Genomic DNA, 19341 nt, shown 5'->3' on the forward strand with positions numbered 1-19341 from the left:
GGACAATTAAGATAATTATGTTTATGTGAGAAAAATCTCGGCGATGGCGCAATTCTACTCTGCAAAGCGACGCGTGACGACGCGTCAAATCATTACTGCTGAAGCCACGGACCTCGATCCGTTTGGACAGGGAGTGGCTCGTCACAACGGTAAGACTCTGTTTATAACAGGTTTGCTGCCAGGAGAACGAGCAGAAATTACGCTGACGGAAGACAAACGCCAGTACGCGCGCGGACAGGTGAAGCGTCGCCTCAACGATAGCCCGGAGCGCGTGGAGCCTCGCTGTCCCCATTTTGGCGTGTGCGGAGGCTGCCAGCAACAGCATGCGAGCACAGAATTACAGCAAAAAAGTAAAAGCCGCGCGCTGGCGCGTCTCCTTAAACACGACGTTGACGAGATTATCGCCGATAAGCCCTGGGGCTATCGCCGCCGCGCGCGCCTGAGCCTGAGCTATCAGCCCAAAACGGAGCGGCTGGAGATGGGTTTTCGTAAAGCGGCCTCCAGCGATATTGTTGACGTGAAGCAGTGCCCCATTCTGGTGCCCCATCTTGAGGCGTTGCTTCCGGACGTGCACCGCTGTCTTGCATCGCTCGACGGGGGGCGTTCATTGGGCCACGTTGAACTGGTACTGGCGAACAACGGCCCGCTGATGGTGCTGCGCCACACCGCGCCGCTGTCGAAAAAAGATCGCGAAAAACTGGAACGCTTTTCGCATTCTCATGAGCTTGCGCTTTTCCTCGCGCCGCAAAGCGAGATACTTGAACAGGTTACGGGTGAAGCTCCCTGGTATGCGTCAGACGGGCTACGCTTAACGTTCAGTCCGCGGGATTTTATCCAGGTCAACGACGGCGTAAACCAGCAGATGGTGGCGAACGCTCTGGCATGGCTTGACGTACAGCCCACTGACCGGGTGCTCGATCTGTTCTGCGGCATGGGTAACTTTACCCTGCCGCTGGCGCGCAGAGCGGCAAGCGTGGTTGGGGTGGAAGGCGTTGAGGCGCTGGTGGCCAAAGGCCAGGAAAACGCAGAGCAGAACGGCTTGCAAAATGTGACATTCTTTCATCAAAATCTTGAGGAAGATGTCACTCAGCAGCCGTGGGCACAGCAGGGCTTCGACAAAATCCTGCTCGACCCGGCGCGTGCAGGTGCCCCAGGCGTCATGGCACATATTATTAAACTCGCGCCGAAGCGTGTGGTCTATGTTTCCTGTAACCCGGCAACGCTTGCCCGTGACAGTGAGGCGTTAATCAGCGCGGGTTACCAGATTCGGCGTCTGGCAATGCTGGATATGTTCCCGCACACTGGACATCTGGAATCGATGGCGTTGTTCGAGCACATCTAATTTGTTTGGCTTGTCGACTTCGACAGGCCCTGGTCCCTAAAGGAGAGGACAATGGTTGCGGTAAGAAGTGCACATCTTAATAAAGCTGGGGAGTTTGACCCACAAAAATGGATCGCAAGTCTGGGAATTTCCAGCCAGCAGTCGTGTGAACGCTTAACCGAAACCTGGGCCTACTGTCTGCGCACCACGCAGGGACACCCGGATGCCGATCTTCTCTTATGGCGCGGCGTGGAGATGGTTGAAATCTTGTCCATGCTGAACATGGACATCGAAACGCTGCAGGCCGCGCTGCTGTTTCCCCTCGCGGATGCGGATGTGGTCAGTGAAGATGTGCTGCGCGACAGCGTCGGGAAATCCGTCGTTGCGCTGATCCACGGCGTGCGCGATATGGCGGCTATCCGCCAGCTTAAAGCCGCGCATACCGATTCCGTCTCCTCTGAGCAGGTTGATAACGTCCGCCGGATGCTGCTGGCCATGGTGGATGATTTTCGCTGCGTGGTCATCAAGCTTGCCGAGCGTATTGCCCACCTGCGTGAAGTGAAAGATGCACCTGAAGACGAGCGCGTGCTGGCCGCCAAAGAGTGTACGAACATCTATGCGCCGCTGGCGAACCGCTTAGGGATTGGTCAGCTGAAATGGGAGCTGGAAGATTACTGCTTCCGCTATCTGCATCCGGCGGAATATAAGCGCATTGCCAAACTTCTGCACGAGCGCCGTATCGATCGTGAGCACTACATCGACGAGTTTGTCAGCGGGCTGCGCCAGTCCATGAAAGAAGAGAACGTGCGTGCTGAAGTTTACGGTCGGCCTAAGCACATCTACAGCATCTGGCGCAAAATGCAGAAGAAACATCTCGCCTTTGACGAGCTGTTTGACGTGCGCGCCGTGCGTATCGTGGCGGAGCGTCTGCAGGACTGCTACGCCGCGCTGGGGATAGTACACACTCACTTCCGTCACCTGCCGGATGAATTTGACGACTACGTCGCGAACCCAAAACCGAACGGCTACCAGTCTATTCATACCGTGGTGCTTGGCCCCGGCGGTAAAACGGTCGAGATTCAGATCCGCACCAAACAGATGCACGAAGACGCCGAGCTGGGCGTGGCCGCGCACTGGAAATATAAAGAGGGCACTTCCGGCGGGGCACGCTCCGGCCACGAAGACCGCATCGCCTGGCTGCGCAAGCTGATTGCGTGGCAGGAAGAGATGGCCGACTCCGGCGAAATGCTCGACGAGGTGCGCAGCCAGGTCTTTGATGATCGCGTCTACGTCTTTACCCCGAAAGGGGACGTTGTAGACCTGCCGGCTGGCTCCACGCCGCTCGATTTTGCCTACCACATCCACAGCGATGTGGGGCACCGCTGCATCGGGGCGAAGATCGGCGGACGTATTGTGCCGTTTACCTACCAGCTGCAGATGGGCGACCAGATTGAAATCATCACCCAGAAGCAGCCTAACCCGAGCCGCGACTGGCTTAACCCGAACCTGGGTTACGTCACCACCAGCCGCGGGCGCTCCAAAATTCACGCCTGGTTCCGCAAGCAGGATCGTGACAAAAACATTCTTGCCGGTCGCCAGATCCTTGACGACGAGCTGGAGCATATCGGGATCAGCCTGAAAGAAGCAGAGAAATTCCTGCTGCCGCGCTACAACTTCAACGAGCTGGACGAGCTGCTGGCGGCGATTGGCGGCGGTGATATCCGTCTCAATCAGATGGTCAACTTCCTGCAGGCGCAGTTCAACAAGCCTAGCGCGGAAGAGCAGGACGCGGCGGCGCTGAAGCAGCTGCAGCAGAAAACCTATGCCCCGCAGCAGCGCAGCAAAGATAACGGCCGGGTGGTGGTCGAGGGCGTGGGCAACCTGATGCACCACATTGCCCGCTGCTGCCAGCCGATTCCGGGGGACGATATCGTCGGCTTTATCACCCAGGGGCGCGGGATCTCGATCCACCGGTCCGACTGCGACCAGCTTGCGGAGCTGCAGTCCCATGCGCCGGAACGTATCGTGGAAGCGGTCTGGGGTGAGAGCTACTCCGCCGGTTACTCGCTGGTGGTGCGCGTCACCGCCAACGACCGCAGCGGCCTGCTGCGCGACATCACCACCATTCTCGCCAACGAGAAGGTCAACGTGCTGGGCGTCGCCAGCCGCAGCGATACCCGCGAGCAGCTTGCCACCATCGATATGACCATCGAAATCTACAACCTGCAGGTGCTCGGCCGCGTGCTGGGCAAACTGAACCAGGTGCCGGATGTGATTGACGCGCGTCGTCTGCACGGCGGTTAAATACACTCTTCTGTGGGCCGGGTAAGGCGACGCCGCCACCCGGCATTTTTTTATCAGGACTGAACTATGACTCAAATCGACCGCCTGCTCGGCATCATGAAACGCCTGCGCGACCCGGAAAACGGCTGCCCGTGGGACAAAGAGCAGACTTTCGCAACCATCGCGCCCTATACCCTCGAAGAGACCTATGAGGTGCTGGACGCCATTTCACGCGAGGATTTCGATGACCTGCGCGGTGAACTCGGCGATCTGCTGTTCCAGGTGGTGTTCTACGCCCAGATGGCGCAGGAGGAAGGGCGCTTTAACTTTGACGATATCTGCGCCGCTATCAGCGACAAGCTGGAGCGCCGCCATCCGCATATCTTTGGCGATGCCACCGCAGGAAACAGCGCAGAGGTACTGGCCCGCTGGGAGCAGATTAAAAGCGCCGAGCGGGCTGAAAAGTCCCAGCACTCTGCGCTGGACGATATCCCGCTGAGCCTGCCCGCGCTGATGCGCGCCCATAAAATCCAGAAACGCTGTTCGGCCGTGGGTTTTGACTGGGACTCCCTGGGACCGGTGCTGGATAAAGTGCATGAAGAGATCGACGAAGTGATGCACGAAGCGCAGCAGGCGGTGGTCGATGAAGCAAAGCTGGAGGAAGAGATGGGCGACCTGCTGTTCGCCACCGTTAACCTTTCTCGACATTTAGGGGTAAAAGCGGAAACCGCCCTGCAAAAAGCCAACCTGAAATTCGAACGCCGCTTTCGTGAAGTCGAGCGGATTGTTGCCTCGCGCGGCCTGGAAATGACCGGAATTGACCTCGACGCTATGGAAGAAGTCTGGCAGGAAGTAAAACGCCAGGAATCTGATCTCTAACGGAATTTTGCGATCAAGCGCAATTTGTGTGATTTTTTAAATGACAAGCGCTTGATTTGCGTCAAAAACATTTACCCAAAAGGGGCTATTTTCTCACTCCTTATGTTTGTCATGGCCTGGAATGGAGACGGAGAATGAAAGTTTGTGGCGCTCGCCGTGTTCGGGTATACTACTTTCCCGTCCTGGTTATTCCATCGTTTCACCCTAACTTCTCAGGTTCAGCATGACAACGAACTATATTTTTGTGACCGGCGGGGTCGTATCCTCTCTGGGTAAAGGCATTGCCGCAGCCTCCCTCGCAGCCATTCTTGAAGCCCGTGGCCTCAATGTGACCATGATGAAACTGGATCCGTACATCAACGTCGATCCTGGCACCATGAGCCCAACCCAACACGGGGAAGTGTTCGTTACTGAAGACGGCGCTGAAACCGATCTGGATCTTGGCCACTACGAGCGTTTCATTCGTACCAAAATGACCCGTCGTAACAACTTTACGACTGGCCGCATCTACTCTGACGTTCTGCGTAAAGAGCGCCGCGGTGACTACCTGGGCGCGACCGTGCAGGTTATCCCGCACATCACTAACGCCATCAAAGAGCGTGTCCTTGCCGGTGGCGAAGGGCATGACGTTGTGCTGGTTGAAATCGGCGGTACCGTGGGTGATATCGAATCCCTGCCGTTCCTCGAAGCGATTCGTCAGCTGGCGGTAGACATTGGTCGTGAACACGCGCTGTTCATGCACCTGACGCTGGTGCCTTACATGGCAGCCGCAGGTGAAGTGAAAACCAAACCGACTCAGCACTCCGTTAAAGAGCTGCTCTCCATTGGTATTCAGCCTGACATCCTGGTTTGCCGTTCCGATCGCGCAATCCCAGCGAACGAACGTGCGAAAATTGCATTGTTCTGTAACGTGCCTGAAAAAGCCGTTATTTCAATGAAAGATGTCGATTCCATTTATAAAATCCCGGGCCTGTTGAAATCACAGGGTCTGGACGATTATATTTGTAAACGATTCAGCTTGAACTGTCCGGAAGCTAACCTGTCTGAATGGGAACAGGTTATTTACGAAGAAGCGAACCCGGCAGGCGAAGTGACTATCGGTATGGTCGGCAAGTACATCGAACTGCCGGACGCCTATAAGTCCGTTATCGAAGCGCTGAAGCACGGTGGTCTGAAGAACCGCGTCTCCGTGAACATCAAGCTGATTGATTCGCAGGATGTTGAAACACGTGGCGTGGAAATTCTGAAAGATCTGGATGCTATCCTCATCCCTGGCGGCTTCGGCTACCGTGGTGTTGAAGGCAAGATCGCCACTGCACGCTATGCGCGTGAAAACAATATTCCATACCTCGGCATCTGCCTGGGTATGCAGGTTGCGCTGATCGAATTTGCGCGCAACGTAGCGGGAATGGAAAACGCGAACTCTACGGAATTTGTGCCAGACTGTAAGTACCCTGTAGTGGCGCTGATTACGGAATGGCGTGACGAAGACGGTAACGTCGAAGTCCGTACCGAGAAGAGCGATCTGGGTGGCACTATGCGTCTTGGCGCACAGGCCTGCCAGCTGTCCGACGATAGCGTGGTTCGCAAGCTGTACGGCGAGCCGGTCATCACCGAGCGCCATCGTCACCGCTATGAAGTCAACAACATGTTGTTGAAACAAATTGAAGCCGCGGGCCTGCGTGTTGCGGGTCGCTCCGGGGATGATCAGTTAGTCGAGATCATCGAGGTGCCAAACCATCCGTGGTTTGTTGCCTGCCAGTTCCACCCGGAATTTACTTCAACGCCGCGTGATGGACATCCGCTGTTTGCAGGCTTCGTGAAAGCCGCCAGCGAGTACCAGAAGCGTCAGGCGAAGTAAAAAAAGTTAGAACGGCAACGCGTACCAACGGTACGCGTTGTTTGTCTGGAGTTTTAGTTTAACTTGTACTGAGGAAAATCTAATGTCCAAAATCGTTAAAGTCATCGGTCGTGAAATCATCGACTCCCGTGGTAACCCGACCGTTGAAGCCGAAGTTCATCTGGAAGGTGGTTTCGTCGGTATGGCAGCTGCTCCATCAGGTGCTTCTACGGGTTCCCGCGAAGCGCTGGAACTGCGTGATGGCGACAAATCCCGTTTCATGGGCAAAGGCGTACTGAAAGCGGTTGGCGCTGTTAACGGTCCTATTGCTCAGGCTATCGTTGGCAAAGATGCCAAAGATCAGGCTGGCATCGACAAGATCATGATCGATCTGGACGGTACTGAAAACAAATCTAACTTCGGTGCGAACGCAATCCTGGCCGTTTCCCTGGCGAACGCCAAAGCAGCAGCCGCTGCTAAAGGTATGCCGCTGTTCGAGCACATCGCTGAACTGAACGGCACCCCAGGCAAATACTCTATGCCTGTACCAATGATGAACATCATCAACGGTGGTGAGCACGCAGACAACAACGTTGATATTCAGGAATTCATGATTCAGCCAGTTGGCGCGAAAACCCTGAAAGAAGCGGTTCGTATGGGTTCTGAAGTGTTCCACAACCTGGCTAAAGTTCTGAAAGCTAAAGGTATGAACACTGCTGTTGGTGACGAAGGTGGCTACGCGCCAAACCTGGGTTCTAACGCAGAAGCACTGGCTGTTATCGCTGAAGCGGTTAAAGCAGCAGGCTACGAGCTGGGCAAAGACATCACCCTGGCGATGGACTGTGCAGCATCTGAATTCTACAAAGACGGTAAATACGTTCTGGCTGGCGAAGGCAACAAAGCGTTCACCTCCGAAGAGTTCACTCACTTCCTGGAAGACCTGACCAAACAGTACCCAATCGTTTCTATCGAAGACGGTCTGGACGAGTCTGACTGGGATGGTTTCGCATACCAGACCAAAGTACTGGGCGACAAAATCCAGCTGGTTGGTGACGATCTGTTCGTAACCAACACCAAGATCCTGAAAGAAGGCATCGAGAAAGGCATCGTTAACTCCATCCTGATCAAATTCAACCAGATCGGTTCTCTGACCGAAACGCTGGCTGCGATCAAAATGGCGAAAGACGCTGGCTACACCGCTGTTATCTCTCACCGTTCTGGCGAAACTGAAGACGCTACCATTGCCGACCTGGCTGTTGGTACCGCTGCTGGCCAGATCAAAACCGGTTCTATGAGCCGTTCTGACCGTGTTGCTAAATACAACCAGCTGATTCGTATCGAAGAAGCGCTGGGCGAAAAAGCACCTTACAACGGTCGTAAAGAGATCAAAGGCCAGGCATAATTGCTTAAGCCTTAACATGAAAATGCCAGTCGAATGACTGGCATTTTTTTTGGCTATTTAAAATCGACCGCCATCTGCTCGGGAATGGTCAGTCCCCGGGTGGTTTGCACGCAGCGGGCGATATAATCCGTAAAACGAGGTGGCTTCGGCATCCCCATGCTGATCAGCTTATCGTTGCTGAAGCGCACGTTCAGCGTGGCAAAGGCACCGTATAATCGCATCGCTCTCAGCATCAGACGTTCGTTGCATGGGCCAAAAATGGTTTTCAGTTCACGGCGCATTTTGACCAGCGTTTCGTAGCTGACCTGCGCGTACTTATCGCCAACGGGTGCTTTTTCCAGCGCCTGCGCCATCGCCTGATCGATATCCGCAAAGCGAACGCTGTTCTCTTCCCCGGCAGAAATGTGTACCACTTCCCCCGGGCGCGCGTTGCTGTTCAGCAGCATTAACATCGCTTCGGCGCAATAATCCACCGGGACAACGTCGATCCGGTCTTCCATCGAGCACATAAACTTCTGCAGCATCAGACCCATGCTAAAGACCCAGAAGATGCTGCTCGAGGGCGTGCAGCCGTGACGGGTATGGCCAACGACGATGGACGGACGGGCGATGAGCAGCGGCAGGTTAGGGCACTCCTGACGCATCAGCTGTTCGATAGTTGACTTCGAATACGTATATTCCACCAGGTGCTCAGCGTTTTCTCTGAATTCCGCACTTTCGGCGACCAGCGAATCCTGCTCCGGCGTGCATGACATTGCGGTGCCTACGTGCAGGAAACGCTGCAGCCCTGCGACCTGCGCCATGCGGCGCGCCAGCGCTAGCGTACCTTCTACGTTTACCTTCCAGATCAGCGGGTTATTGCCAAATGACGCAACTGCCGCGCAGTTAACGACATGCGTAACCTGGTCCAGACGGGGATCGTCCAGAAAGGCCTCCGGCTGGCTGAGGTCGCCGATGAGGATATTATCCACGCTCAGGGTGGCCAGTTTCTCCTCAGGAACGTTGAACTTACGCATGTTCTCCTGCACGCGCGCCAGCCCGCTTTGCGGATCGCCGGCGCGGGCAAGCAAAAGGAGTTTTACGGATTGATCGCTGGTCAGGATTTTTTCAAGTACTGCACCGCCCAGAAACCCGGTCACGCCTGTAATTAATAACATCTTCATTATTACCGTCTCATTATGATTGATGAGGCGGATTGTAGGCGCGCAAAAGTAAACGGCATTTAAATAATAAATCGCCGGGACAGACAGCGTCTTAAGCTTATTTTAAGGAAAGGAAATCAGGTGAAAATATTGGACATTGCAGAAGGTGGAAAAATTCAATTTATTAATATTTTTATTTCAACATTATGATTTTTATGTGTTTTTATCTTTGGTTGCAGCGCGAGAAACATAATTCAAAATGTAATAAATAAAATACTTTGTTACACCAAACGTTTATCAAATAAATGAATTGAGCCTTGCTTAAGTGAAATTGTGAAAAATAAAGCGCAGGCTATTTTATTTAGCCTGCGAATAGTTTTCAGAGCAGAAGAGGAAGCGTGGCGCTGGCCGTTTGCTGGCTGACGTCAGCGTAATGACCATCCAGCGCAATCATGGATGTCGTCAGTAATTCGACCAGCAGCATCACCCCAACTTTAGCATTGAGCGCGCCCGCGCTAAGAGGGCCTTCTGGCTTGGCGGCCACCAGCAGCATATCGCTAAGGGAGGCGAGGGGGCTGCGGGGCGTGTTGCTGAGCGCCAGAACCTTCACCCCGCGCTTGCGGGCAAGTTTTACCACGTGAAGTAAATCTCGCGTTGAACCGGAGCTGGAGATCGCCACCACCAGCGTCTCTGCCGAAAGCGTGGTCGCATTCATGGCCGCGCGGTGCATATCGCTAAACAGCTGTGCGGATTTACCCAGCCTTAATAGCTTGTAGTGCAGATACTCCCCGAGGATCGCGCTGGCTGCGACGCCATAAATCTGCACGGACTGCGCCTGGTGCAGCGCCAGTGCGGCTTTTTCAAGCAGCGCGCGGTCGAGAAGTCTCGCGGTATCCTGCAGAGCCTGCACCGACTCATCCACCACGCTGTCAATCTCATCCCCCGCCTGACGCGCGGGCTGGCCCTGCTGAATATCCAGCGCCAGCGCCATTTTGAATTCGTTATACCCCTTGCAGCCCAGCGTCCGGCAAAGACGCGTCACGCTGGCCTCGCTGGTGTGGCTCTCGCGCGCCAGTTCGGTGATGGTCAGGTAGAGCACCCGGGCAGGGTCGCTGAGGACAAACTCGCCGAGTTTTTGCTGCGTTGGGCTGTACCCGGAAGCCTCCTGGCGGAGCTTCAGCAGCAGGTTTTCATGGTCCGACATGCCACGTCCTTAATGTGTTTCACTGCGACTAGTGTGGCGGAAAGCGGGGGAAAGATGCCAGTCATTTTAAAAAAGTATGATCGGCCTCCTGGTTTGTGATGATAATTTTCACTATTAAATATTTATGTGGTAAAAATTTTCATCTTTTAACGGGGGGACGAAAAAATGATGCAAATGTTCAGTGGCGCTTCGTCGGGTGGATGGTTTGAAAAAGCGCAGCGCTTTGGCAAATCCTTTATGTTGCCTATCGCCGTGTTGCCCGCGGCGGGTCTGCTGCTCGGTATCGGCGGGGCGTTATCGAACCCCAATACGCTGGCGGCCTATCCGTTTTTAGATGTGAGCTGGCTTCAGGCCATTTTCACTATCATGAGCAGCGCCGGTTCAATTGTATTTGCGAACCTTTCGGTGCTGTTTGCCGTTGGGGTGGCCGTCGGGCTGGCAAAAAGCGATAAGGGCACGGCGGGGCTGGCTGCGCTACTCGCGTTTCTGGTGATGAATGCCACCATCAACGCGCTGCTGATCCTCACCGGCAAACTGGCGCAGGAAAACCCCGGAGCTGTAGGGCAGGGCATGACGCTGGGGATTCAGACGCTGGAAACCGGGGTGTTTGGCGGCGTGGTGATTGGTCTCGTGACCTGCACGCTGCACCACCGTTTTAACAAGATTGCGCTTCCGCAGTTCCTGGGCTTTTTTGGCGGCTCGCGCTTTGTCCCCATTATCAGCTCGCTGGCGGCGATACTCGTTGGCGCGCTTATGACCGTGGTCTGGCCGCATTTTCAAAAGCTGATTTTTGGTCTGGGCGGGCTGGTGGATGCCACCGGTTATCTTGGCACCCTGCTGTACGGCTTTATTTTGCGCATGCTTGGCCCGTTCGGCCTGCACCACATCTTTTATCTTCCGTTCTGGACCACCGCGCTCGGCGGCAGCGAGATTGTAAACGGCCATCTGGTTGAGGGCACGCAGCGGATCTTCTTTGCTCAGCTCGCCGACCCGAACACGCAGCACTTCTATGAGGGTACGTCGCGCTTCATGTCCGGGCGCTTTATCACGATGATGTTTGGCCTGCTCGGCGCGTGCCTGGCGATGTACCACACGGCAAAACCGGAGAACAAAAAGCGCGTTGCCGGGCTGCTGCTCTCCGCGGCGTTAACCTCGTTCCTGACGGGAATTACCGAGCCCATTGAGTTCTCTTTCCTGTTTATTGCTCCGGTGCTCTACGTCATTCATGCGCTGTTTGACGGGCTGGCGTTTATGCTCGCGCACATGCTGCACATCACCATCGGGCAGACCTTCTCCGGCGGCTTTATCGACTTCGTGCTGTTCGGCATTTTGCAGGGGGAAGCCAAAACCAACTGGATGTTCGTTCCGCTGGTCGGCGTGCCGTGGTTCTTCCTCTACTACTTCACCTTCCGCTATCTGATTAACCGCTTTGATTTCGCCACGCCGGGCCGTGAAAAGGAGGCGATGGTTGATGACGTCAGCCTGCCGCAAAGCGAGCGCGCTGCGGCGGTGATCGCCGGGTTAGGCGGAAAAGAGAATCTGGAAGAGGTGGACTGCTGCGCCACGCGGCTTCGCGTGACGGTCAAAGACGGCGGCAAAGTGAATGACGCGGCGCTGAAAGCCACCGGCGCGCGCGGCGTTATTGTGCGCGGTAACGGTGTACAGGTCATTTATGGCCCGCACGTCACGATTATCAAAAACGAAGTGGAAGAGATCTTATCGTAATGAAAACTGTACTGGATAACCTGAAGGGAAAACTGGTCGTCTCCTGTCAGGCGCTGGAAAACGAACCGCTGCACAGCCCGTTTATCATGTCGCGAATGGCGCTGGCGGCGGCGCAGGGCGGAGCCGTCGCCATTCGCGCCAACAGCGTGGTGGATATCGAGGCCATTAAGCAGCAGGTGTCCTTACCGGTTATCGGCATCATCAAACGGGACTATCCAGGGAGCGAGGTATTTATCACCGCCACGATGAAAGAGGTGGATGAGCTCATGGCCGTCTCGCCGGAAATCATTGCCCTTGATGCGACGGCGCGGGAACGTCCTGGCGGTGATTCCCTGGAAAAACTGGTCACGGCCATCCGCTCGCGTTACCCCTCGGTACTGCTGATGGCGGATATTTCCACCGTAGACGAAGCCGTGGCGGCGCAGGCGCTCGGCTTTGACTGCGTCGGCACCACGCTGTACGGCTATACGGCGGAAACGGCGGGCCATACGCTTCCGGAAAATGACTGTGCGTTTCTGAAAGCGGTGCTGGCGGCCGTGACGGTTCCCGTGGTTGCCGAAGGGAACGTGGATACGCCCGAGCGCGCGGCCCGCTGTCTGGCGCTGGGCGCGCATACGGTCGTTGTCGGCGGGGCGATCACCCGCCCACAGCAAATTACCGCGCGCTTTATGGCGGCGATTAGCGCGCAAAGCACCGATGGAGCATGACCATCCGACGGGGATCTGCGATACTTATCGTTTATCCCCTTTACTGAGATGACTATGCAGTACCCGATTAACGAGATGTTCCAGACCCTGCAAGGCGAGGGTTACTTTACCGGCGTTCCCGCTATCTTTATTCGTTTACAGGGATGCCCGGTTGGCTGTGCCTGGTGTGATACCAAACATACGTGGGATAAGCTCGCAGATCGGGAAGTGTCGCTGTTTAGCATTCTGGCGAAAACCAAAGAGAGCGATAAGTGGGGCGCGGGCAGCGCAGAAGATCTGCTGGCCATTATTGGTCGCCAGGGCTGGACGGCCCGCCACGTCGTCATCACCGGTGGAGAACCCTGCATTCACGATCTGACGCCGCTGACCGAGCTGCTCGAAAAGAACGGCTACAGCTGCCAGATTGAAACCAGCGGCACCCATGAAGTGCGCTGCTCGCACACCACATGGGTGACGGTATCGCCAAAAGTGAATATGCGCGGCGGATACGACGTGCTGTCTCAGGCGCTGGAGCGCGCGGATGAAATTAAGCACCCGGTAGGGCGCGTGCGCGATATCGAAGCGCTGGACGAACTGCTGGCGACGCTGACGGATGAGAAGCAGCGGGTCATCGCCCTGCAGCCGATAAGCCAAAAAGAGGATGCGACGCGCCTGTGCATTGAAACCTGCATTGCGCGTAACTGGCGCCTGTCGATGCAGACGCACAAGTACCTGAATATTGCCTAAAAAAATGCCCGGTCTTGCCGGGCTATTTTTTTACTCTCCGCGATACACGCAGCCTGCCGTGCAGGTCTCTTTGATCATCACCGCGCTCAGCAGCGGTACCAGCGGCTTCATCTGATCCCAAATCCATTTAGCCAGCACTTCGCTGGTCGGGTTTTCCAGGCCCGGAATATCATTGAGATAGTAGTGATCCAGACGATCGTAGGTCGGCTTAAACGCGGCCTTCAGCTCGGCAAAGTCCATGATCCAACCGGTATGCGGATCAACTTCACCGGTGATCTCAAGACGCACCATGAACGAATGCCCGTGCAGGCGGCCGCATTTATGTCCTTCAGGAACATGCGGAAGGTGATGGGCGGCTTCGAAGGTGAAATCTTTAAACAGTGTGGTGGACATGATCGCTCTCAGTAATGCGGAAAAAACCGCCGCATAGTACCGGAAAGCACAATTTTTAGCATTAACTAAAACGGCTCTGAACGGTGAACGCCCGGTATTCAGGAGGGTTATTGCTTTTTATTCTTTTATTTCAAATGGTTATTCAATCGTTTTTATCGCTAACAACGATAACTAAAACAGGTTAGTCCATTTGGTTATTTATTATTTCCATCCCTTCTTTAATTGTTATTATCCACGCCGTTAACCTTATCTTCAGTTTGGATTTATTCGCTTAAAGTCCGCTTGGCTACTGGAACATAACGACGCATGACAACACAGGCCCCACCTTCAAATTTGCTTCCCCTGAACCCGGAGCAACTGGCGCGCCTTCAGGCTGCCACCTCTGATTTTTCTCCCACTCAGCTTGCCTGGGTCTCCGGTTATTTCTGGGGAATGCTCAACCAGCAGCCTGGCGCTGTGTCAGGCGCACCGGCAACGGCCGTGGAAATTCCGGCCATTACGCTGATCAGCGCCTCGCAGACGGGCAACGCCCGCCGCGTGGCCGAAGCGCTGCGTGATGACCTGCTGGCCGCCAAACTGAACGTGAACCTGGTCAACGCCGGGGATTATAAATTCAAGCAAATCGCGTCAGAAAAACTGCTGGTGGTGGTCGCCTCGACCCAGGGTGAAGGTGAACCCGCTGAAGAAGCGGTGGCGCTGCATAAGTTCCTGTTCTCAAAAAAAGCACCCAAGCTGAATGGCACGGCGTTTGCCGTATTTGGCCTGGGGGATACCTCCTATGAATTCTTCTGCCAGTCCGGTAAAGACTTCGACAGCAAGCTGGCGGAGCTTGGCGCTGAGCGCCTGCTGGACCGCGTAGACGCGGATGTGGAATACCAGACCGCCGCCGCCGAATGGCGCGCGCGCATCGTTGAGGTGCTGAAAGCCCGTGTCCCGAAAGAGACGCCGGCGCAGGCCGCGGTGACCGCTGCGGGCACCGTCAATGAGATCCACACCAGCCCCTACACTAAAGAGTCGCCGCTGACGGCGAGCCTGTCGGTGAACCAGAAAATCACGGGCCGCGACTCGGAAAAAGACGTACGCCATATTGAAATCGATCTTGGCGACTCCGGCCTGCGCTATCAGCCTGGCGATGCGCTGGGCGTCTGGTATCAGAACGATCCGGCGCTGGTGAAAGAGCTTGTCGAGCTGCTGTGGCTGAAGGGTGATGAGCCTGTCACCGTTGACGGCAAAACCCAGCCGCTTTCGGAGGCGCTGCAGTGGCATTTCGAGCTGACGGTGAACACCCCGAATATCGTCGAAAATTATGCCACCTTAACGCGCAGCGAATCCCTGCTGCCGCTGGTGGGCGATAAGGCGAAGCTGCAGCATTACGCCGCGACGACGCCGATTGTCGATATGGTGCGTTTCTCTCCGGCACAGCTGGATGCCGACGCGCTGATCGGCCTGCTGCGTCCGCTGACCCCACGCCTGTACTCCATCGCCTCTTCCCAGGCGGAAGTGGAAAGCGAGGTTCACGTTACCGTCGGCGTGGTGCGCTACGACGTCGAAGGCCGCGCCCGCGCGGGTGGGGCATCAAGCTTCCTGGCGGACCGCGTAGAAGAAGAGGGCGAAGTGCGCGTCTTTATCGAGCACAACGACAACTTCCGCCTGCCGGCGAACCCGGAAACCCCGGCGATCATGATTGGCCCGGGCACCGGCATCGCGCCGTTCCGCGCCTTTATGCAGCAGCGCGCGGCGGACGACGCGCCGGGTAAAAACTGGCTGTTCTTCGGCAACCCGCACTTTACCGAAGATTTCCTCTACCAGGTTGAGTGGCAGCGCTACGTCAAAGAGGGCGTGCTGACCCGCATCGATCTGGCCTGGTCCCGCGACCAGAAAGAAAAAGTATACGTACAAGACAAACTGCGCGAACAGGGCGCAGAGCTGTGGCGCTGGATCAATGACGGTGCCCACATTTATGTCTGCGGCGACGCCAATCGCATGGCGAAAGACGTTGAGCAGGCACTGCTGGAAGTGATTGCCGAGTTCGGCGGTATGGATGCCGAAACGGCGGATGAATTTTTAAGTGAGCTGCGCGTTGAGCGCCGTTATCAGCGAGATGTCTACTAATGAGCGAAAAACATCCAGGGCCACTGGTGGTCGAAGGTAAACTGACAGACGCCGAGCGCATGAAGCTGGAAAGCAACTATCTGCGCGGCACCATTGCTGAAGATCTGAATGACGGTCTCACCGGCGGCTTCAAAGGCGACAACTTCCTGCTGATCCGTTTCCACGGCATGTATCAGCAGGACGACCGCGATATCCGCGCCGAGCGCGCTGAACAGAAGCTGGAGCCGCGCCACGCCATGCTGCTGCGCTGCCGCCTGCCGGGCGGGGTGATCACCACCAAACAGTGGCAGGCCATCGACAAATTTGCGGGTGAAAACACCATTTATGGCAGCATCCGCCTCACTAACCGTCAGACCTTCCAGTTCCACGGGATCCTGAAGAAGAACGTGAAGCCGGTGCACCAGATGCTCCACTCCGTCGGGCTGGACGCGCTGGCGACCGCCAACGACATGAACCGTAACGTGCTCTGCACCTCGAACCCGTACGAGTCCGAGCTGCACGCCGAAGCGTATGAGTGGGCGAAGAAGATCTCTGAGCACCTGCTGCCGCGCACCCGCGCCTACGCGGAGATCTGGCTCGATCAGGAAAAAGTTGCGACCACCGACGAAGAACCGATCCTCGGTCAGACCTACCTGCCGCGTAAGTTCAAAACCACGGTGGTGATCCCGCCGCAGAACGACATCGATCTGCACGCCAACGACATGAACTTCGTGGCGATTGCCGAAAACGGCAAGCTGATTGGCTTTAACCTGCTGGTGGGCGGCGGCCTGTCTATTGAGCACGGTAACAAGAAAACCTACGCCCGCACCGCGAGCGAGTTCGGCTTCCTGCCGCTGGAGCACACGCTGGCCGTGGCGGAAGCGGTAGTGACCACCCAGCGCGACTGGGGCAACCGTACCGACCGTAAAAACGCGAAAACCAAGTACACCCTGGAGCGCGTGGGGGTAGAGACGTTCAAAGAGGAAGTGGAGCGTCGCGCGGGGATCAAGTTTGAGCCGATCCGCCCTTACGAATTCACCGGTCGCGGCGATCGCATCGGCTGGGTGAAAGGCATCGACAATAAATGGCACCTGACGCTGTTTATTGAAAACGGTCGTATTCTGGATTATCCGGGCCGTCCGCTGAAAACCGGCCTGCTGGAAATTGCGAAGATCCACAAAGGCGAGTTCCGCATTACCGCTAACCAGAACCTCATCATTGCCGGCGTGCCGGAGAGCCAGAAGGCGAAGATCGAGAAGCTGGCGCGCGATCACGGGTTAATGGATGCGGTTAAGCCGCAGCGTGAAAACTCGATGGCCTGCGTGTCGTTCCCGACCTGCCCGCTGGCGATGGCGGAAGCGGAACGTTTCCTGCCGTCATTTACTGACAAAGTGGAAGCGATTCTGGAAAAACACGGTATTCCGGACGAGCATATTGTTATGCGCGTCACCGGCTGCCCGAACGGCTGCGGTCGCGCGATGCTGGCCGAGCTGGGGCTGGTGGGGAAAGCGCCGGGTCGCTATAACCTGCACCTGGGCGGTAACCGTATCGGCACGCGCATTCCGCGCATGTTCCGCGAGAACATCACCGAGCCGGAAATTCTTGATTCTATCGACGAGCTTGTCGGGCGCTGGGCGAAAGAGCGCGAAGCGGGTGAAGGCTTCGGCGATTTTACGGTGCGTGCGGGCATCATTCGCCCGGTGCTCGATCCCGCAAGGGATTTCTGGGAGTAACCACGAGAGGTAATTATGTCCGTACTCGATCTAAACGCCCTTAATGACCTGCCAAAAGTCGAACGCATTCTGGCCTTGGCAGAAACTAACGCCCACCTTGAAAAGCTGGACGCCGAAGGGCGCGTGGCGTGGGCGCTGGAAAACCTGCCGGGAGACTATGTCCTCTCGTCGAGTTTTGGTATTCAGGCGGCGGTCAGCCTGCATCTGGTGAATCAGATCCGTCCGGACATTCCGGTGATCCTCACCGATACCGGCTACCTGTTCCCGGAAACCTACCAGTTTATTGACGAGCTGACGGACAAGCTCAGGCTCAACCTCAAAGTCTACCGCGCAACGGAAAGCGCGGCCTGGCAGGAGGCGCGCTACGGCAAGTTGTGGGAGCAGGGCGTGGAGGGTATTGAGAAATACAATGAGATCAACAAAGTCGAGCCGATGAACCGGGCGCTGAAAGAGCTGAACGCGCAGACGTGGTTTGCGGGGCTACGCCGCGAGCAGTCCGGCAGCCGTGCAACCTTGCCGGTGCTGGCGGTTCAGCGCGGCGTGTTCAAAGTGCTGCCGATTATCGACTGGGATAACCGCACGGTGTATCAGTACCTGCAAAAACACGGGCTGAAGTACCATCCGCTGTGGGACCAGGGCTACCTGTCCGTGGGCGACACCCACACCACGCGCAAATGGGAACCGGGAATGGCGGAAGAAGAGACGCGATTCTTCGGGTTGAAGCGCGAGTGCGGGCTGCACGAAGGGTGATCCTTTATCCTCCCTCTCCCGGTGGGAGAGGGTTGGGGTGAGGGCATCAGGCCGCGCTATGCTTAACGCCTCAGGCTTTCCCCGCTTTCGCCAGCTCCTTCACCAGCGGCAGCATCACTTTCACCACGTCGCGGCTGCGGTGTTCAATCCGCTGCGGCAGGGCGCTGTCTATATGCTGCTGGTTATCCAGCCGCACATCATGCCAGCTGGTCCCGTCCGGGAACGCTTTCGATTTAGCGCGCTGCTGATAGCCATCCTTTTTACCCAGCGCCCAGTTTGTCGCCTCGACGTACAGCACCGGAATGCCTGCCTTATCAAACACTTCCCCGTCGTTACAACAGCCAGTGCCTTTTGGATAATCCGGGTTACCGCCTGGGTTTGTCGCGGCATAGACGCCATGCGTACGGGCAAGCGCCAGCGCGCGGTCGCGGGTGAGCTTACGTACGCTGCTCGGCGTGCTCTGTCCGCTATTAAAATAGAGCTTATCGCCCACGATCAGGTTGTCGAGGTTAATTACCAGCAGGGTATTTTTCTTCTCCTCAGCGCTCATCCGTTTAAGGAGATTCTCAGCACCGAGTTTCCCTTCTTCTTCGCCGCTGGTCGCCACAAAGCGAATACCGTATTTCGTCGGGATATTCTTAAGGCGTTCAGCCAGTTCAAGCATCACGCCGAGACCTGCTGCATTATCGTCCATGCCCTGCAGCGTCAGTCCACCAAGGTTATTATCAATATCGGCGTCGCTCATTGGCGCGTAGGTATCCAGGTGCGCCATGATAATAATCTGCTCAGCCGCCTTTCCTTCGTGCGCGGCAATCACCGTACTGCCGGTCACGTTATGCCAGTTCTGCGTTTTATTGCGTGAGGTATAGATGTAGCGGCTGTGAAACGAGCGAATATCACTCTGGTAGCCCATCTGTGCAAACTGCTGGCGAATATAGTCGGCGGAGAGCATCTCCGCGGGTGAACCGGTCATGCGGCCAGGGAAAACCGTTGCAATATGCCGCGCCTGCATAGTGGCGATTTCACCATAAGGTTGATTTTTTGCCTGAGCCGGAAGGATAAAGCAAACGCCGAGTGCCAGGGCAGCAATACGGTGGCGCGTTGCGGAAAACATAGTGAGTCCTTAAAAACAGAGCAAAATAATA

At 56.1% G+C, this 19341-nt stretch carries 15 protein-coding genes; 11 read left to right on the top strand and 4 right to left on the bottom strand.

Going from position 1 to position 19341, the window contains the following annotated elements; genetic code table 11:
• Positions 1-43: 43 nt before the first annotated feature.
• The 5 genes from rlmD (at position 44) to eno (ending at position 7725) form a co-directional block, all read left to right on the top strand.
• Positions 44-1342 carry a 23S rRNA (uracil(1939)-C(5))-methyltransferase RlmD gene (rlmD, locus tag OSH03_RS12145; RefSeq protein ID WP_266179166.1) on the top strand — a complete coding sequence of 433 codons (1299 nt, stop codon included), beginning with the start codon at positions 44-46 and terminating at the stop codon, positions 1340-1342.
• A 51-nt stretch (positions 1343-1393) separates the two neighbouring features.
• Entirely contained in the window at positions 1394-3625 is a 2232-nt protein-coding gene (gene relA / locus OSH03_RS12150; protein ID WP_061097232.1) for a GTP diphosphokinase, read from the top strand.
• Between the two features lie 66 nt (positions 3626-3691).
• The gene (mazG, locus tag OSH03_RS12155; protein WP_045261274.1) at positions 3692-4483 is read left to right on the top strand and encodes a nucleoside triphosphate pyrophosphohydrolase; all 792 of its coding nucleotides are present in this window, start codon (positions 3692-3694) and stop codon (positions 4481-4483) included.
• A 223-nt stretch (positions 4484-4706) separates the two neighbouring features.
• Positions 4707-6344, top strand: a complete 1638-nt coding sequence (gene pyrG / locus OSH03_RS12160; protein WP_028014254.1) for a glutamine hydrolyzing CTP synthase — start codon at positions 4707-4709, stop codon at positions 6342-6344.
• A gap of 82 nt (positions 6345-6426) precedes the next feature.
• Positions 6427-7725, top strand: coding sequence for a phosphopyruvate hydratase (gene eno, locus OSH03_RS12165; RefSeq protein ID WP_006811784.1), 1299 nt, complete (start codon positions 6427-6429; stop codon positions 7723-7725).
• Between the two features lie 53 nt (positions 7726-7778).
• Here eno and OSH03_RS12170 read toward each other — a convergent pair whose 3' ends face one another.
• Both OSH03_RS12170 and OSH03_RS12175 read right to left on the bottom strand, forming a co-directional pair.
• On the bottom strand, positions 7779-8888 hold the full coding sequence (locus tag OSH03_RS12170; RefSeq protein WP_266179167.1) for an SDR family oxidoreductase: 1110 nt from the start codon (positions 8886-8888) through the stop codon (positions 7779-7781).
• A gap of 358 nt (positions 8889-9246) precedes the next feature.
• On the bottom strand, positions 9247-10071 hold the full coding sequence (locus OSH03_RS12175) for a MurR/RpiR family transcriptional regulator (RefSeq protein ID WP_028014252.1): 825 nt from the start codon (positions 10069-10071) through the stop codon (positions 9247-9249).
• 165 nt (positions 10072-10236) lie between these two features.
• On the opposite strand from OSH03_RS12175, the gene OSH03_RS12180 reads away from it, so the two are divergent.
• Genes OSH03_RS12180 through queE form a run of 3 tightly spaced genes read left to right on the top strand, consistent with a single transcriptional unit; the run spans position 10237 to position 13229 of the window.
• Positions 10237-11796: a PTS transporter subunit EIIC gene (locus OSH03_RS12180; protein ID WP_266179168.1), complete on the top strand. Its 1560-nt coding sequence runs from the start codon at positions 10237-10239 to the stop codon at positions 11794-11796.
• Complete coding sequence (locus OSH03_RS12185) at positions 11796-12503, top strand: N-acetylmannosamine-6-phosphate 2-epimerase (protein ID WP_266179169.1); 708 nt, start codon at positions 11796-11798, stop codon at positions 12501-12503. The genes OSH03_RS12180 and OSH03_RS12185 overlap by 1 nt, the downstream gene beginning before the upstream one ends.
• 54 nt (positions 12504-12557) lie before the next feature.
• Positions 12558-13229, top strand: coding sequence for a 7-carboxy-7-deazaguanine synthase QueE (gene queE, locus OSH03_RS12190; protein ID WP_028014249.1), 672 nt, complete (start codon positions 12558-12560; stop codon positions 13227-13229).
• Between the two features lie 30 nt (positions 13230-13259).
• Here the strand turns inward: queE and queD are convergent, their stop codons facing one another.
• Entirely contained in the window at positions 13260-13622 is a 363-nt protein-coding gene (queD, locus tag OSH03_RS12195; RefSeq protein WP_010434567.1) for a 6-carboxytetrahydropterin synthase QueD, read from the bottom strand.
• Positions 13623-13928: 306 nt separating this feature from the next.
• On the opposite strand from queD, the gene cysJ reads away from it, so the two are divergent.
• From cysJ to cysH, 3 genes are read left to right on the top strand one after another with little or no spacing between them, the layout of a single operon-like run.
• A complete protein-coding gene (cysJ, locus tag OSH03_RS12200; RefSeq protein ID WP_266179170.1) occupies positions 13929-15734 on the top strand; it encodes an NADPH-dependent assimilatory sulfite reductase flavoprotein subunit in 1806 nt (601 codons plus the stop codon).
• Entirely contained in the window at positions 15734-17446 is a 1713-nt protein-coding gene (gene cysI, locus OSH03_RS12205; RefSeq protein ID WP_023309000.1) for an assimilatory sulfite reductase (NADPH) hemoprotein subunit, read from the top strand. The genes cysJ and cysI overlap by 1 nt, the downstream gene beginning before the upstream one ends.
• A gap of 15 nt (positions 17447-17461) precedes the next feature.
• Positions 17462-18196 (top strand): phosphoadenosine phosphosulfate reductase, encoded by a 735-nt coding sequence (gene cysH, locus OSH03_RS12210; protein WP_032675427.1) that lies wholly within the window; start codon positions 17462-17464, stop codon positions 18194-18196.
• A 70-nt stretch (positions 18197-18266) separates the two neighbouring features.
• On the opposite strand, the gene OSH03_RS12215 is transcribed toward cysH, so the two are convergent.
• Positions 18267-19310, bottom strand: coding sequence for an aminopeptidase (locus OSH03_RS12215; protein ID WP_061097239.1), 1044 nt, complete (start codon positions 19308-19310; stop codon positions 18267-18269).
• Positions 19311-19341: the final 31 nt, after the last annotated feature.

The organism is Enterobacter nematophilus, assembly GCF_026344075.1.
Lineage (GTDB): Bacteria > Pseudomonadota > Gammaproteobacteria > Enterobacterales > Enterobacteriaceae > Enterobacter > Enterobacter nematophilus.

Excerpts from the sequence above, each read along its gene's own strand:
- OSH03_RS12180 (WP_266179168.1), top strand. The coding sequence starts at position 10,237 with ATGATGCAAATGTTCAGTGGCGCTTCGTCGGGTGGATGGTTTGAAAAA.
- queE (WP_028014249.1), top strand. The coding sequence starts at position 12,558 with ATGCAGTACCCGATTAACGAGATGTTCCAGACCCTGCAAGGCGAGGGT.
- cysI (WP_023309000.1), top strand. The coding sequence starts at position 15,734 with ATGAGCGAAAAACATCCAGGGCCACTGGTGGTCGAAGGTAAACTGACA.
- OSH03_RS12175 (WP_028014252.1), bottom strand. The coding sequence starts at position 10,071 with ATGTCGGACCATGAAAACCTGCTGCTGAAGCTCCGCCAGGAGGCTTCC.
- rlmD (WP_266179166.1), top strand. The coding sequence starts at position 44 with ATGGCGCAATTCTACTCTGCAAAGCGACGCGTGACGACGCGTCAAATC.
- mazG (WP_045261274.1), top strand. The coding sequence starts at position 3,692 with ATGACTCAAATCGACCGCCTGCTCGGCATCATGAAACGCCTGCGCGAC.
- relA (WP_061097232.1), top strand. The coding sequence starts at position 1,394 with ATGGTTGCGGTAAGAAGTGCACATCTTAATAAAGCTGGGGAGTTTGAC.
- eno (WP_006811784.1), top strand. The coding sequence starts at position 6,427 with ATGTCCAAAATCGTTAAAGTCATCGGTCGTGAAATCATCGACTCCCGT.
- queD (WP_010434567.1), bottom strand. The coding sequence starts at position 13,622 with ATGTCCACCACACTGTTTAAAGATTTCACCTTCGAAGCCGCCCATCAC.
- cysH (WP_032675427.1), top strand. The coding sequence starts at position 17,462 with ATGTCCGTACTCGATCTAAACGCCCTTAATGACCTGCCAAAAGTCGAA.
- pyrG (WP_028014254.1), top strand. The coding sequence starts at position 4,707 with ATGACAACGAACTATATTTTTGTGACCGGCGGGGTCGTATCCTCTCTG.
- cysJ (WP_266179170.1), top strand. The coding sequence starts at position 13,929 with ATGACAACACAGGCCCCACCTTCAAATTTGCTTCCCCTGAACCCGGAG.
- OSH03_RS12215 (WP_061097239.1), bottom strand. The coding sequence starts at position 19,310 with ATGTTTTCCGCAACGCGCCACCGTATTGCTGCCCTGGCACTCGGCGTT.
- OSH03_RS12185 (WP_266179169.1), top strand. The coding sequence starts at position 11,796 with ATGAAAACTGTACTGGATAACCTGAAGGGAAAACTGGTCGTCTCCTGT.
- OSH03_RS12170 (WP_266179167.1), bottom strand. The coding sequence starts at position 8,888 with ATGAAGATGTTATTAATTACAGGCGTGACCGGGTTTCTGGGCGGTGCA.